This is a genomic window from Parahoeflea olei (genome assembly GCF_001703635.1).
Lineage (GTDB): Bacteria > Pseudomonadota > Alphaproteobacteria > Rhizobiales > Rhizobiaceae > Hoeflea > Hoeflea olei.
In genome coordinates this window covers 356,696-370,479 of the sequence record NZ_LQZT01000023.1, presented here as the reverse complement: position 1 = coordinate 370,479, position 13,784 = coordinate 356,696, and the positions used below count along the sequence as shown (strand labels likewise).

The 13,784-nt window shown below is 67.3% G+C and carries 12 protein-coding genes; 5 read left to right on the top strand and 7 right to left on the bottom strand.

Features of this window, described 5'->3' with window-relative positions; all coding sequences use genetic code 11:
- Positions 1-23: 23 nt before the first annotated feature.
- Complete coding sequence (locus tag AWJ14_RS14540) at positions 24-1,787, bottom strand: response regulator (protein WP_066180469.1); 1,764 nt, start codon at positions 1,785-1,787, stop codon at positions 24-26.
- Between the two features lie 343 nt (positions 1,788-2,130).
- Between AWJ14_RS14540 and mutL the strand changes: the two genes are divergently transcribed.
- Together mutL and AWJ14_RS14530 are read left to right on the top strand one after the other, a co-directional pair.
- Positions 2,131-3,972: a DNA mismatch repair endonuclease MutL gene (gene mutL, locus AWJ14_RS14535; RefSeq protein WP_066180467.1), complete on the top strand. Its 1,842-nt coding sequence runs from the start codon at positions 2,131-2,133 to the stop codon at positions 3,970-3,972.
- A gap of 98 nt (positions 3,973-4,070) precedes the next feature.
- Positions 4,071-4,301: a DUF2093 domain-containing protein gene (locus AWJ14_RS14530; RefSeq protein WP_066180464.1), complete on the top strand. Its 231-nt coding sequence runs from the start codon at positions 4,071-4,073 to the stop codon at positions 4,299-4,301.
- A gap of 6 nt (positions 4,302-4,307) precedes the next feature.
- On the opposite strand, the gene lpxK is transcribed toward AWJ14_RS14530, so the two are convergent.
- The 6 genes from lpxK to AWJ14_RS14500 form a co-directional block, all read right to left on the bottom strand.
- Complete coding sequence (lpxK, locus tag AWJ14_RS14525; protein WP_066180461.1) at positions 4,308-5,336, bottom strand: tetraacyldisaccharide 4'-kinase; 1,029 nt, start codon at positions 5,334-5,336, stop codon at positions 4,308-4,310.
- Positions 5,330-6,673: a lipid IV(A) 3-deoxy-D-manno-octulosonic acid transferase gene (gene waaA / locus AWJ14_RS14520; protein ID WP_066180458.1), complete on the bottom strand. Its 1,344-nt coding sequence runs from the start codon at positions 6,671-6,673 to the stop codon at positions 5,330-5,332. Before waaA ends, lpxK begins: the two co-directional genes overlap by 7 nt.
- Positions 6,670-7,437 carry a lysophospholipid acyltransferase family protein gene (locus tag AWJ14_RS14515; protein WP_066180455.1) on the bottom strand — a complete coding sequence of 256 codons (768 nt, stop codon included), beginning with the start codon at positions 7,435-7,437 and terminating at the stop codon, positions 6,670-6,672. Before AWJ14_RS14515 ends, waaA begins: the two co-directional genes overlap by 4 nt.
- A 19-nt stretch (positions 7,438-7,456) precedes the next feature.
- A complete protein-coding gene (locus AWJ14_RS14510) occupies positions 7,457-7,705 on the bottom strand; it encodes a DUF4170 domain-containing protein (RefSeq protein ID WP_066180452.1) in 249 nt (82 codons plus the stop codon).
- Positions 7,706-7,772: 67 nt separating this feature from the next.
- Positions 7,773-8,591 carry a 3'(2'),5'-bisphosphate nucleotidase CysQ gene (locus AWJ14_RS14505; RefSeq protein WP_245304286.1) on the bottom strand — a complete coding sequence of 273 codons (819 nt, stop codon included), beginning with the start codon at positions 8,589-8,591 and terminating at the stop codon, positions 7,773-7,775.
- A complete protein-coding gene (locus tag AWJ14_RS14500) occupies positions 8,578-9,921 on the bottom strand; it encodes a TldD/PmbA family protein (RefSeq protein ID WP_066180449.1) in 1,344 nt (447 codons plus the stop codon). The genes AWJ14_RS14505 and AWJ14_RS14500 overlap by 14 nt, the downstream gene beginning before the upstream one ends.
- Positions 9,922-10,023: 102 nt before the next feature.
- On the opposite strand from AWJ14_RS14500, the gene AWJ14_RS14495 reads away from it, so the two are divergent.
- From AWJ14_RS14495 to AWJ14_RS14485, 3 genes are read left to right on the top strand one after another with little or no spacing between them, the layout of a single operon-like run.
- Positions 10,024-11,841: a monovalent cation:proton antiporter-2 (CPA2) family protein gene (locus AWJ14_RS14495; protein WP_066180446.1), complete on the top strand. Its 1,818-nt coding sequence runs from the start codon at positions 10,024-10,026 to the stop codon at positions 11,839-11,841.
- Positions 11,842-11,888: 47 nt separating this feature from the next.
- Positions 11,889-12,302 (top strand): VOC family protein, encoded by a 414-nt coding sequence (locus tag AWJ14_RS14490; protein ID WP_066180443.1) that lies wholly within the window; start codon positions 11,889-11,891, stop codon positions 12,300-12,302.
- Positions 12,299-13,768 carry an MATE family efflux transporter gene (locus AWJ14_RS14485; protein WP_066180440.1) on the top strand — a complete coding sequence of 490 codons (1,470 nt, stop codon included), beginning with the start codon at positions 12,299-12,301 and terminating at the stop codon, positions 13,766-13,768. Before AWJ14_RS14490 ends, AWJ14_RS14485 begins: the two co-directional genes overlap by 4 nt.
- The last annotated feature ends 16 nt before the right edge of the window (positions 13,769-13,784 follow it).

Below are 13,784 nucleotides of genomic sequence, written 5' to 3'. Positions count from 1 at the left end.
TGCATTTCAGCCAGAAAAATACGTTAACCGAGCAAAATCAGCCTGTCGGGACTGTCGACCCACTTCCGGATGATGGTTTCGAGCTTTTCAGGACTGACAGGCTTGGACAGATAATCATCCATTCCGGCAGCAAAACAGCGTTCCTTGTCGCCGCTCATGGCATGGGCGGTCACGGCGATGATCGGGACATGCGCCTGGGTGTCCGCGCAGGCGGTCTCAGCTTCGCGGATCGCCTGCGCCGCCTGCAATCCGTTCATCACCGGCATCGACACATCCATCAGGATCAGGTCCGGCACCGCCGCCCGCCAGGCGGCCACGGCCTCCTCGCCATTGGACACGATGCGGAAATCGACGCCGATGCCTTCGAGGATCTTTTCGAACACGATCTGGTTGACATCGTTGTCCTCGGCGACGAGCACCCGGACCCGCCTGGACGGCGGCTCGGCGGCGGGCGACTGGTCCTGTCCGCCCGTCACGACAGGCGCCGGCGGGTCCCGGTCCTCGCCAGCTGCGGGGACCGCCGGGAGCCGCGCCGCCTCGGGCTGCGGCGGGTGCGAGGCAGAAGGCACAGCCGCCGCCGCAGGTGCGCTCACGGTTTCGGAAGATCGTGAATGCTCGCGACCGAGGCACACCTCGATCGCCTGCCGGAGCATGGGGTGGGCGGTGGTGCGCGCTGCGGGCGCAAGACGGCGGGCCAGTTCGGGCGTCGTCTCGATGCGGCCGAGCGACAACCGCATCGATCTGAGCGTGTCGAGAAACGCCAGCGCCTCCTCCGCGTCGGCGATGGCGATGGCATCGTGCCCGGCGGCAACAAGTTCCGCAACGCGGCCCGCGGCTCGCTGCGGAACATCATCGAGAATGAGGATGCGCTGGGGTGCCCCGGATGGCGGCGGATTGGCGGCGGTCAGGGTCTTGGTCTTGCCGGCGCTGGTCGTGCTCTTGAGATCGTACCGGGAGGTAATGTCGGGATCGCGCCGCAGCCCCTGCGGCAAGGCACTGATATCGTCGAACGACACGGTGACATAATACTGTCCCGGCGTACCCGAGCGACGCGCATGGGTGATGGCGTGAATGACCGATCCGTCCACGCGGTAGATGTCCTCGACCGCGTCGAAGGGCTCGCCGGTTTCGAGCACACGGCGCTCGGCCGCCTCGAACCGGGCGGCAAGGTCCGGCGCGACGAGATCGCCCGCGGTGCGGCCCAGGATCTGGCGCCAGTGCAACCCGTTCACCTGGCAGAAGGCATCGTTGACGATCACGTAGCGCAGGTCCTGGTCCTTGACCATCACCGGATTGACCAGATTGTCGAGAATGTGCTGCGCCAGTTCGGCCTGCTGCCGGATCGCCGCCAGTTCCGCATCCTGGCGTTTCTGCTCGGAGACGTCCTGGATGGTGGAGACCAGGATGCCGTCCGGCAAACGCCGCTTGCACATCTTGATCCAGCGTCCGTCGGCGAGTTTCTCGACGCTTTCATACCGTTCGCGCCAGTGCAGGGCGATCCGCTCGGCGATCCAGTCGTCGCGCGAGATCGAGCGCATCCGGCCGTTGAGCGAACCGAGCACGCGCGCGCCGGCATCGTGGGTCTGGTTCAGGAGATCGCGCAGCCGTGCACCGGGGGTCAGGACTTCGGGTGAGACATCGAAGAAAGTGCGGAACTGGGGGGTGACGGCGATCAGCGTATCATTGCGGTCATAGATGATGATGGCGATATCGAGCGCAGACGCCAGACCCTCGATGGCCTTGGCCTCGAAACATTGCTTCTGGGTCTCGGTGTCGCTCGACGTCATATCAGTCCAAATCCGGTTCCGGGACAGTCGGCCAGCCTTCGGGCGAGTTGGACTGCAGTCCACACGCCTTCCCGACCCGTCCCGGCCGGGCTCCGCATCGGCGGGGTCCGGCACCACAGCCAGAAGGCGTGGACAGACGATGGCACAGGAGGGTTAAATCACGCTTAACCACAGCGGGCGGTTGTGCGATTGCGGGGCACGCGGCCGCTGCCGCCGCGTGCCGCGGGAAGAGCGGGACAGGCAGGGCTCGGACGGCTGGGCAGGACGGCCACGCGCCCCGGTTTATCCACGTCAAAGCGCGGCCAAGCATTGCGCTCGGGGGCGAATCCGCCAACATGGCCCGATGCGCATTCACCAACTGCCCGAGACCCTGATCAACCAGATTGCCGCCGGCGAAGTCATCGAGCGGCCCGCCAGTGTCGTCAAGGAACTGGTCGAGAACGCCATCGACGCCGGCGCGAAACGCATCGAGATCGCCACCGCGGCCGGCGGGAAGGCGCTGATCCGGGTGATCGACGACGGTTCCGGCATGGATGCCGAGGATCTCGCGCTGGCGGTGCGGCGCCACTGCACCTCCAAGCTCGACGAGCGGCTCGACGATATCCGCACGCTCGGCTTTCGCGGCGAGGCACTGCCCTCGATCGGCTCGGTGGCGCGGCTGACGCTGCGCTCCCGGCCGGGCCATGCGCCGCATGCCAACGAGGTTTCGCTCGCCGGCGGCGTGCCCACCCCGATCAAGCCGGCGGCGGCCAATCCCGGCACAACGGTCGAGGTGCGCGACCTGTTCTTCGCAACGCCCGCGCGGCTCAAGTTCCTCAAGTCCGATCGCGCCGAGACCGCCGCGATCACCGAGGTGGTCCGCCGTATCGCCATCGCGTTTCCCGCCGTGCGCTTCACGCTGTCGGGCCCGGACCGGGCCACGCTCGACCTGCCGGCCGTGGGCGAGGATCGCCTCGCGCGCATCGCCCAGGTGCTGGGCGGCGAATTCGCGGCCAACACCATAGCCGTCGACGCCGTGCGCGAGGATGTGGGGTTGATGGGCCATGTCGGACTGCCCACCTGGAACAAGGCCAATTCGCTCGCCCAATACGCCTTCGTCAACGGCCGCCCGGTGCAGGACAAGCAGATCCTGTCGGCGATCCGCGCCGCCTATTCCGATACGCTGCCGCGCGGGCGCTATCCGGTCGCGGTGTTGTGGATCACGCTCGATCCGGCGCTGGTCGATGTCAACGTGCACCCGGCCAAGGCCGATGTCCGGTTCCGCGATCCGGGCCTGGTCCGGGGCCTGATCGTCGGCGCCATCCGCCAGGCACTGACCGAAGGCGGGGACCGCGCCTCGCCCTCAGCGCGCCTTGGCCTCGCCGGCGCCTTCCGCGCGCCCGGCGGGGTTGGCGGCGCGCCCTTTGCCGGGACGGCCGCGCGCCCCTCCTTCGCCGCCGCGTCGGGGCTGCCCCGTGGCGGCTGGCAGCTTGGCCTGTCACCGTCCCGCCCGCTCGAGCCCGCGGCCGCGGGCTTTGCCGAACCCGACCAGCCGGAGATTTCAGGCGCGCTCGCGCCTTCGGCGCGGATCGGCGAGAGCGCCACGCCCGACCCGGCGCTGCAGGCGCATCCGCTCGGCGCGGTGCGCACGCAGATCCACGAGAACTACATCGTCGCCCAGACCGAGGACGGGCTGGTGATCGTCGACCAGCATGCGGCCCATGAAAGGCTGGTGTTCGAACGGATGAAAACCGCGCTGCGGGCGGGCCGGGTGCCCTCGCAGCTTCTCTTGCTGCCCGAGATCATCGACCTGCCGGAGGACGACTGCGACCGGCTCGCCGAACGCGCGGCTGACCTCGCCCATCTCGGGCTGGTGCTCGAGCGCTTCGGCCCCGGGGCGATCGCCGTGCGGGAGACGCCGTCGATGCTCGGCGACACCGACGTGACCGGCCTGATCCGTGACCTTGCCGACGAAATCGCCGAATGGGACAGCGCCGACGGCCTGACCGAACGGCTCGAAGCGGTGGCCTCGACCATGGCCTGCCATGGCTCGGTGCGTTCGGGGCGGCGGATGCTGCCCGAGGAAATGAACGCGCTGTTGCGCGAAATGGAGCGCACACCCGGGTCGGGACAGTGCAATCACGGCCGGCCCACCTATATCGAGCTCAAGCTCAGCGACATCGAGAAACTGTTCTCCAGGCGCTGAGATCCGCCCATTCCGCCTGTCGCCGCCGCGTTTGCACAATGTTGCTTTTTCGGTGGCGAGGCGGCATACAACTCATATGCAAACGGGAGCATATCGACATGAATCGCTTTGAAGGCCCCGGTGCGCGGCCGGCGAAAATACGTTACCTCGACGGGGATTTTCAGATCCTGATGCCCGGAAGCCATGTCGTCTGCGCGATGACCGGCGAAATCATCCCGATCGACCAACTCAAATACTGGAGTGTCGAACGGCAGGAGCCCTATATCGACGTCAAGGCTGCGGTCGCGGCCGACCAGCGCGCGGGTCTGGTGCCGGCCAGCCGGTCCTGAGCGTCGTCAGGCTCCGCTCTGGCGGCGCTTGAACGCGGCAATGGCGGCATCGATGATCGCGCCCGGGACATCCGGGCTGTCGAACGCGAGTTCGATGTCGAGTACGGCGGATTTTTCGGCAAGCTCCAGCGCCCGGCCATGGCCCGAAAGAAGCCGCACATGATCCTTTGAGGTGGTGACCAGGTCGAGCCCGTAGAGCTCGGCCTGCGTCAGCAGATCCTCGATCTCGTCGCCGGTGAAATGGTGATGGTCGGGATAGCTGCGCCGCTGCGCCAGCCGGATGCCGGCCTCTTCCAGCGTCGCGAAGAATTTCTCGGGATCGCCGATGGCGGCGAAAGCCAGGCAGTTGCGGTCGCGCAGGCGGGCGGGCTCGCGCGGCACGACACGGGCCAGGTGGATCGGCTTGGCCGCGCGCGCGGCGAGCCGGATCATCGGATCGGCGCCGCCGCCCTCCCCGATCACCACCAGGCCATCCGAATGGCGCACCTGGTCGATCACCGGCGCGCGGACGGGGCCTGCGGGAAACACGCAGCCATTGCCCACACCACGGCGCGCATCGACCACCAGCAGCGCCTGATCGAACACCAGCCGCGCGCTCTGGAACCCGTCATCCATCAGGATCAGGTCGGCGCCTTCGCGCACCAGCAGTTCGGCGCCCTCGATGCGGTTGGCGGACACCACCGTCAGCGCCGTTGCGGCCAGAAGCATCGGTTCGTCGCCGACCAGGCGCGCGGTGTCATGGGCCACGTCGACCACCTTGGCGTGGCGCACGCCGCCGCCATAGCCTCGCGACAGGAAGCCGGGCTTGTAGCCGTGTGCGATCGCCGCAGCACCCAGCGCCAGCGCGGTCGGGGTCTTGCCCGAGCCGCCGACCGTGAAATTGCCGATGCAGATCACCGGAACCGGAACCGCCTTGCGCACCCGCTTGTCCATGATGCGGCGCGCCACCCGGCCATAGACCCAGGAAAACGGCGCAAGCAGCGCCGACTGGAGCCCGCGAGCCTCCCACCAGAACGGAGGCGCCTCGCTCACCATTGGCCGCCCGCCCGGGACTCCGTGTTCTCGTCGTCGCGCGGCAGCAGCCGGGCTTTCACGGTCAGCGGGTTGATATAGGGCTCGAGCGCGTGGATGGTCGCCTTGAGCGCGCCGCGCATGTCGCGCAGGGTCTTCTCGCCGCCTTCGGCCATGGCCTCGCAGGCCTGCGGATTGGACAGCAGGTAATGCACGCCCTTGGCCAGCATCTCGCCGTCGCGGACAAAGCGCGCGCCGCCGTTCTTGAGCAACTTGGCGTAGCTTTCGCGGAAATTCTCGACATTGCTGCCCGACAGCACGGCACAGCCGAGCATCGCCGGCTCGAGCGGGTTCTGGCCGCCGCCGCCCTTGAGCGACTTGCCCACGAAGGCGATTTTCGTGAGGTTGAGAAAGAGCCCCATCTCGCCGATCGTATCGCCGAGATAGACATCGGTCGACGGCTCGATCAGGTCGCCGCGCGACCGGCGGGCGACGCTCAATCCGCGGCCTGCGAGCATGGCCTCGATCGCATCGGCGCGATCGGGATGACGCGGCACGAGAATGGTCAGTTGCTGGTGGCGCGGCTTGAGCGCGCGGTGGACGGCCGCCACGATCTCGTCCTCGCCCTCGAAGGTGGAAATCGCCGCCCAGGTGGCGCGATTGCCGATCTGGGCCTGCAGCTTGACCAGTTCCTGCTGGTTCCAGGGCGGTGCCGCGGTATCGACCTTCAGATTGCCGGACACCGTGACCGGGCGGGCGCCCAGCGCCAGGAAGCGCTCGGCGTCGAGGTCGGACTGGGCGATGACATGCGACAGGTTTTCGAACAGCGCATCGGCCAGGCTCGGCCGCTTGCTCCAGCGCGCGAAGGAGCGGTCGGACAGCCGGCCGTTGACCAGCACCTGCGGCGTGCGCCGGGCGCCGAGTTCGAGAATGGTCATCGGCCAGATCTCGCTTTCGGCGATGATCGCCAGGTCGGGCCGCCAATGGTCGAGGAAGCGCGAGACCGCGGGCTTCAAATCAAGCGGCACATATTGGTGGATCACCGTGTCGCCCAGACGTTCGCGGGCGACGCCCGCCGAGGTGACGGTGCCGGTGGTCAGCACCACCGAGATGCCGCGGCGCCGGACTTCCCTGATCAGCGGCACCACCGCCGTGGTCTCGCCCACGCTCGCGGCATGGAACCAGACCACAGGACCTTGGGGGCGGTCGATCTTGGCGCGGCCGTAGCGCTCGCTGCGGCGCGACCGCTCCTCCTTGCCCTTGGCGGCGCGGATGGCGAGATAAGGCCCGAGCAGCGGGTAGAGACTCGCACCGAACCAGCGGTAGCCGAACAGCGCCCATCGTGCCCAGCCCCGGCTCATGGCACGATCCCCACAGCGCGCTGCGCTTCATCGGTGACGCGGTTGAGTTCGGCGGTCACCCGCGCCCGTGCCTCGGCGATTTCCTGCTTGTCGGCCTTGGGCGACACATAGATCGGCGGCCCCATGCGGCCGCAGCGCACGCCGAACGGCAGGTTGATGGTGGTCTTGTCCCAGGTCTTTTCCAGCACCTTGCGGCGGCTGGTGGCAAGCGCCACCGGAATCACCGGCCGTCCCGAAATGCGCGCGAGCGTCACCACGCCTTCGCCCGCCTGGCGCGCCTCGCCCTTGGAAATGTCGGCGATCATGACAACGCTTTCGCCGCGCCTCAAGGCATCGCGCAGGGCGATCAGCGCCCGCACGCCGCCCTTTTCCGCCACCATCTTCGGATCGCGTCCGCCGGAGCCGCGAATCACCACGTGGCCCGCGCGCTGAAGCACGCGCGCATTGATTTCCGCGTCGGTGCTGCGCGAGACCAGGGTGACGAAGCTGCGACCGGGCGGGCCGCCATAGGGAAGCAGCAGGTGCTGGCCGTGCCACAGCGTGATGATCGCCGGCCACTCCTTGTTGAGCAAGGTTTCCCAGTCGCTGGAGGTGCCGTTGTCGCGGTTGGTCCGCCACACGGCGCTCAGGATCCAGTGGATCAGAAGCGAGCCGATGCGCTGGACCGATTCGGACCGCAACAAGGTCTTGCCGAGACGGCGACGGCGCTGCTTGCCGCTAAGCTTCCCGAGCTTCGGCGCGTGTTCGGCGTCCGGTTTGGTCATAATGTCTTTCGTCCGGCCCTTAAGACGCGGTTTTGCTGTCGTCGTGCGGATCGAGCATACGGTGCAGGTGAACGATGAAATAGCGCATGTGGGCGTTGTCCACGGTCATCTGCGCCTTCGATTTCCAGGCCTGGTGGGCCAGGGCGTAGTTCGGATAGATCCCGACGATGTCGAGCGCGTCGAGATCCCTGAAATCCATCCCGTTGAGGCTCTTGAGTTCACCGCCAAAGACGAGATGGAGAAGCTGTTTTTTTTCGGTATCGGCCATGCTTTCGCTCCAAGATTAAACGCTGCCGCCAATCACAGCGCGGGTTTGCGGCAATTCCCGCGAAAGGTCAATGCCCGTCGGACGGCTCGAGCATGGCCAGCAATCCGGGCGCCTGGGCACGGGATGCCGCCAGCAACAGCCCGCGCGAGGGGTCGGGATGATTGTAGGCCATGGGTTCGCCCCTGTGGTCGAACAGCACGTGACCGGTTTCGCCCAGCAGGGTGTCGGCGGCCGCCAGATCCCATTCGCTGGCCCTGGGACGGATGAAGACCCCGTCGAGACTGCCGCTGGCAACGGCCGCCACCCGGAGCGCGAGCGACGGCCCTGCGGGCACATTGTCGAGCGAGGCCACCGCCTCCGGGCTCATGTGCCGGGCCACCGGCTCGGGAACCGCGATGCGCAGCCGCGCCCCCGGCTCGCTGCCTGTGTCGCGCGCAAGGCTCACCCCGTTCAGAAACGCGCCCCCGCCCGCACTGGCATGAAACACCTCGCCGCGCGCGGGCGCCGCCAGCACCCCGGCCACCGGCCTGCCGTCCTCCACCAGCGCGATGCTCACGCACCAGTCCGGCCGGCCGGACACATAGGCGCGGGTGCCGTCGATGGGATCGACGATGAAGACGCGGCGGCGGCCGATCCGGTCGGCCGTGTCCGCCCGTTCCTCCGACAGCCAGCCATGGTCTGGCCGCGCGGCAAGCAGCATGTCGTGCAGGAGCCGGTCGATGGCAATATCGGCTTCCGAGACCGGCGAACGGCCATTGTCCTTGTACCAGACTTCGGGATCCTGCCGGAAATGCGCCATGGCGATATCGGCGGCGCGGCGCGATGCCTCGAGCATCAGCGCCAGGTCGGCGGCCGGATCGCCGCCAGCAGCCTCAGTCCCCCGCAAGCGTCATGCCTTCCACGGCAATCGTCGGCGCCGCGATCGAGTATTTCGGATCGATGTCGTCGGCGAGCACCATGCGCTTGAACATGTCCTTGAGATTGGACGCGATGGTGACCTCGGAGACCGGATGGCTGATTTCGCCATTCTCGATCCAGAAGCCCGAGGCGCCGCGGCTGTATTCGCCGGTGACCTGGTTGACGCCGTGGCCGATCAGCTCGGTGACGTAGAAGCCGGTGCCGACCGAGGCGATCAGTTCTTTCGGCGTCTGCCGGCCCGGAGCGACGATGACATTGGTCGACGACGGCGACACCCCGCTGCCGCGGCCTGCCCGGCCATTGGTCGCAAGCCCCAGCTCCCGGCCCACGGAGGTGGTCAGGTACCATTGCTTGAGCACACCGTCCTCGACCATCACCAGCGGGCCGACCGAGACGCCTTCGCCATCGAAGGGCCGCGAGCCCGAGCCGCGGCGGACGAAGGGATCGTCGACCAGCGTCAGCCCGTCGATGGCGATCTTCTGGTCCATCCGGTCCTTGAGGAAGCTGGTCTTGCGGGCGACCGCGGCGCCGTTGATGGCGGAGACCAGATGCCCGATCAGGCCGCGCGAGGCGCGCGGGTCGAACACCACATTGACATTGGAGAGGGTCTTGACCCGGCGCGGATTGACCCGGGCGGCGGCCCGCTCCCCGGCTCTCCGGCCGATTTCGCGGGCGGGATCGAGATCGCCGAAAAACACGCGGCTGTCGAAATCATAATCGCGCTCCATCTTGGCGCCACTGCCGGCAATCACGCTCACCGAGCGCGAAAAGCCCGAGCGCTCGAAGGCGCCGGAAAAGCCATGCGAGGTGGCAAGCACCATTCCGAACAGCCCGGCGCCGGCGCCCGCGCCGATCGAACTTGCGACCCCTGGCACCTCCAGCGCCGCCGCCTCGGCTTCCTTCGCCGCCTCGATCAGGCTTTCGGCGGGTGGTTCGGTGGCATCGAAAAGATCGAGATCGGGCCAGCTTTTGGCGAGCATCGCGGCATCGGCGAGACAGGCATGGGGATCTTCCGGCGACACCCGCGCCATTGCCACGGCGCGTTCGGCAAGGGCTGCTTCATCGGCGCCCTGCCCGGCCTGGACGACCGCCACCCGCTGGCCCACGAAGACCCGGAGACTGAATTCGTCGGCTTCGGAGGATTCGGTATTTTCGACCGCGCCGTTGCGCACCGAGGCGGAGCGGCTCTTGCGGCGAACCACCAGCGCATCGGCCTGGTCGGCGCCGGCCGCGCGGGCCCGTCCGATCAGTCGCTCGGCGGTCGACAGCAAGCCTTCATTTTGTCTGGATTGGTTCATGATTTTTAGCCTTTCACTTGGCTCTCATGTATTGTCCCGGCGGTCAACCATCAAGTCCGGGATGCGCAAGGCGGATTTGAAACCCCAAAAGGAGCCTCCTGAATGGCCGCAGCGGAAACCAGCCTTTATACGGAAGGCCTCGTCCTGCTGTGCGCGGCAGTGCTGGCGGCACCGCTTTTCAAGAAGATAGGCCTTGGCACGGTGCTCGGCTACCTCGCCGCGGGCATTGTCATAGGCCCCGTGTTCCGCTTCATCCGCGACGGCGAGGAGATCCTGCATTTCGCCGAACTCGGGGTAGTGCTGCTGCTGTTCATCATCGGGCTCGAGCTCAAGCCTTCCCGGCTCTGGCAGATGCGGCGCGACATCTTCGCGCTTGGGGTTTCCCAGGTGGTCGTCACCGCCCTTGTGATCTTCGCCGCCGCCTTCCAGTTCGGCGGGCAGCCCTGGGGCGCGGCCATCATCATCGGCTGCGGGCTGGCCCTGTCATCGACCGCCTTCGACATCCAGATCCTCGAGGAACGGGGCGACCTCAACACCCGCTACGGCAGCCGCTCCTTCTCGATCCTGCTGTTCCAGGATCTGGCGATCGTGCCGATCCTGGCGCTGGTGCCGCTGGTGGCCCCGGTGACTACCGGGCACACCGGCTCCACGTTCAGCGACTTCGGCATCGGCGTTGCCGCCATCGCGGCCCTGCTGCTGGCCGGCCGTTACCTGCTCAATCCGCTGTTCCAGGTGATCGCGGGCACCGGCGCGAAGGAGGTGATGATCGCCGCGGCGCTGTTCGTGGTGCTGACCTCGGCCATGCTGATGCAGGTGGCCGGCCTGTCGATGGCGATGGGCGCCTTCATCGCCGGCGTGATGCTGGCCGAATCCTCCTACCGGCACGAACTGGAAGCCGACATCGAGCCGTTCCGCGGCATCCTGCTCGGCCTGTTCTTCATCGCCGTGGGCCTGTCCATCGACCTGAAGGTGATTGCCGGCAACATCCTGCTGCTCGCCATTGCCGTGCCGGCGGTGATGGCCATGAAGGGACTGGTGATCTACCTCGTCTGCCGGCTGTTCGGCTCGAGCCGGACCGACAGTGTCCGCATCGCCGGCCTGCTCGCCCAGGGCGGCGAATTCGGCTTCGTCATTTTCAGTGCCGCAGCGGCCGCGGGCGTGTTCACCCCGGCAACCGCATCGCTGCTGGTGGCGATCGTGATCATCTCCATGGCGCTGACCCCGCTCGCGACCATGCTGGTCAATGCGGTGCTGCGCCACGAGAAGGCCGACCACATGGACGAGGACTTCGCCGGCGCCGGATCGGACGTGCTGATGATCGGGTTTTCGCGCTTCGGCCAGATTGCCTCGCAGATGCTTCTGGCCGGCGGGTCGGACGTGACCATCATCGACCATTCGGCCGACCGAATCCGCTCGGCCTCGAAATTCGGCTTCAAGATCTATTTCGGCGACGGCACCCGCAAGGACGTGCTGGTGGCCGCCGGCATCAAGCATGCCAAGATCGTCGCCGTCTGCACCCAGAAGAAGGAAGTCACCGACAGGATCATCGACCTGATCCAGGCCGAATTTCCCAATGCCCGCATCTTCGCGCGCGCTTATGACCGCACCCACACGCTGTCGCTGCGCGCGCGCGGCGTCGACTACGAAATCCGCGAAACCTTCGAATCCGGCATGGTGTTCGGCCGCAAGACGCTCGAGGCGCTGGGGATCCCCGAAGACCTGGCCATGGAAATCAGCCACGACGTGCGCAAGCGCGATGAGGAACGGCTGGCGCTGCAGGCGGTGGAGGGCATTCTGGCCGGCAGCGACAAGCTGCTGACGCGCCCTGCCACACCGGAGCCGCTGATGAAGCCCAAGCGCGAATCCGAACGCTTGGACAAACCGCTCGATCCCGCCATGCCGCTCGACGACCCCGCCTGAGCGGACGATCGTCAGGTGAGCCCGCCCACCAGCAGGAAAGCCAAGCCATGACGCCGTTTCACCTCGCCTTTCCGATCAGCAGCATCGATGAGACGCGCCGCTTTTACGGCGAGGTGCTCGGCTGCGCGATGGGCCGGTTCACCGAGAGCTGGATCGATTTCGACCTTTACGGCCACCAGATGTCGGGCCATGTCCGCGCCGATACGGGAGCGTCCGCCGCGGGCGTGGTCGATGGCCAGTCGGTGCCGATCCCGCATTTCGGCGCCGTGCTCGCGATGGCGGAGGGGAAGGCGCTTGCGGCACGGCTCGAGGCGGCCGAGGGCATCGACTGGATCCTGAAACCCAGCGTGCGCTTTGAAGGCCAGCCGGGCGAACAGGCCACGCTGTTCATCCGCGACCCGTCGGGCAATGCGCTCGAATTCAAGGGCTTTGCCGATCTCGGCCAGGTCTTCGCCACGTGAGCGGCCCCGGAGCAAGCGAAGCGACGGAGCCGGCGGACCCGGCCTCGCCGCGTCGCGAAACCGGCACCTTCGTCACCGGTTCGATCATGCGCCATGTGGTGGTCATGACCGCCACCGGCTCGATCGGCCTGGTGGCGGCCTTCGTCGTCGACGCGCTCAACCTGTTCTACATCTCGATGCTCGGGCAGCAGGAGCTGGCCGCGGCGATCGGCTATTCGGGAACGCTACTGTTCTTCACCACCTCGGTTTCGATCGGCCTGTCGATTGCCGCGACCGCGTTGACGGCGCGGGCGCTCGGCCGGGGCAATCGCGGCGAGGCGCGCGAGATCGCCGGCGCCTCGATCGTCTACATGCTGGTGCTGACAACGATCACCGCCGCCGCGGCCTGGCCCAGTATCGGCTTCCTGGTGCACCTGATCGGCGCGCGCGGCGAAACCGCGGCGCTGGCCACCGAGTTCCTGCAGATCGTGATCCCGTCGATGCCGGTGCTGGGCGTGGGCATGTGCCTGGCCGCGCTCCTGCGTGCCACCGGCGATGCGCGCAGGGCGATGTATGTGACGCTGAGCGGGGCGGCGTTGACGGCGGTGCTCGATCCCCTGTTCATCTTCGGCTTCGAGCTGGGGATCCACGGGGCCGCGATTGCCTCGGTGATCTCGCGCTTCGCGCTGATCGTGGTCGGGTTCCATGGTCTCGTGCGGGTCCACAACCTGTTGGCGCGCCCCTCGCGGGCGGTGCTGCTTCGCGACTACCGGCCCTATCTCGGCATCGGCCTGCCGGCGGTGATGACGCTGGTCGCCACGCCCGTGGGCAATACTTTCGTCACCGCCACCATCGCCGCCCATGGCGACGCCGCGGTCGCCGGATGGGCGGTGGTCGGGCGCCTGATCCCGCTCGCCTTCGGCCCGCTGTTCGCGCTTTCGGGCGCTGTCGGGCCGATCCTGGGACAGAATTACGGCGCCCGGCGCTATGACCGGCTCCGGCGCACCATGCGCGACAGCCTGGTGTTCATCCTGATCTATACGCTGGTCGCCTGGGCGATGCTGGCCTTGTTGCGCAACCAGATCGCCGATCTCTTCGGCGCCACCGGCGAGGCACGCGAGGTGATCGTGTTCTTCTGCCTGTTCGTGGCGGCAAGCTTCATCTTCAACGGCATGCTGTTCGTCGCCAATGCCGCCTTCAACAATCTCGGCTTCGCGCTATATTCGACCGTGTTCAACTGGAGCCGGTCGACGCTCGGGGTGATCCCGTTCGTCTGGCTCGGCTCGACCTGGTATGGCGCCACCGGTGCACTCGCCGGCTTCGGGCTCGGCGCGGTGGTGTTCGGCCTTGCCGCCATCGTCGTCTGCTTCCGGGTGATCGGGCGGATCGGCGACAGCGACGGTACGCCGCCGGATCCCTCCCAGACGATCCGCACACCGCCGGCGGCGCAGTCGCCCTTCACCAGCGGCAAGGCCTCGACACTCTGAGCGTTTCGCCGGGGTG

Coding starts and splice junctions, on each gene's coding strand:
- AWJ14_RS14540 (WP_066180469.1), bottom strand. CDS start 1,787: ATGACGTCGAGCGACACCGAGACCCAGAAGCAATGTTTCGAGGCCAAG.
- mutL (WP_066180467.1), top strand. CDS start 2,131: ATGCGCATTCACCAACTGCCCGAGACCCTGATCAACCAGATTGCCGCC.
- AWJ14_RS14530 (WP_066180464.1), top strand. CDS start 4,071: ATGAATCGCTTTGAAGGCCCCGGTGCGCGGCCGGCGAAAATACGTTAC.
- lpxK (WP_066180461.1), bottom strand. CDS start 5,336: ATGGTGAGCGAGGCGCCTCCGTTCTGGTGGGAGGCTCGCGGGCTCCAG.
- waaA (WP_066180458.1), bottom strand. CDS start 6,673: ATGAGCCGGGGCTGGGCACGATGGGCGCTGTTCGGCTACCGCTGGTTC.
- AWJ14_RS14515 (WP_066180455.1), bottom strand. CDS start 7,437: ATGACCAAACCGGACGCCGAACACGCGCCGAAGCTCGGGAAGCTTAGC.
- AWJ14_RS14510 (WP_066180452.1), bottom strand. CDS start 7,705: ATGGCCGATACCGAAAAAAAACAGCTTCTCCATCTCGTCTTTGGCGGT.
- AWJ14_RS14500 (WP_066180449.1), bottom strand. CDS start 9,921: ATGAACCAATCCAGACAAAATGAAGGCTTGCTGTCGACCGCCGAGCGA.
- AWJ14_RS14495 (WP_066180446.1), top strand. CDS start 10,024: ATGGCCGCAGCGGAAACCAGCCTTTATACGGAAGGCCTCGTCCTGCTG.
- AWJ14_RS14490 (WP_066180443.1), top strand. CDS start 11,889: ATGACGCCGTTTCACCTCGCCTTTCCGATCAGCAGCATCGATGAGACG.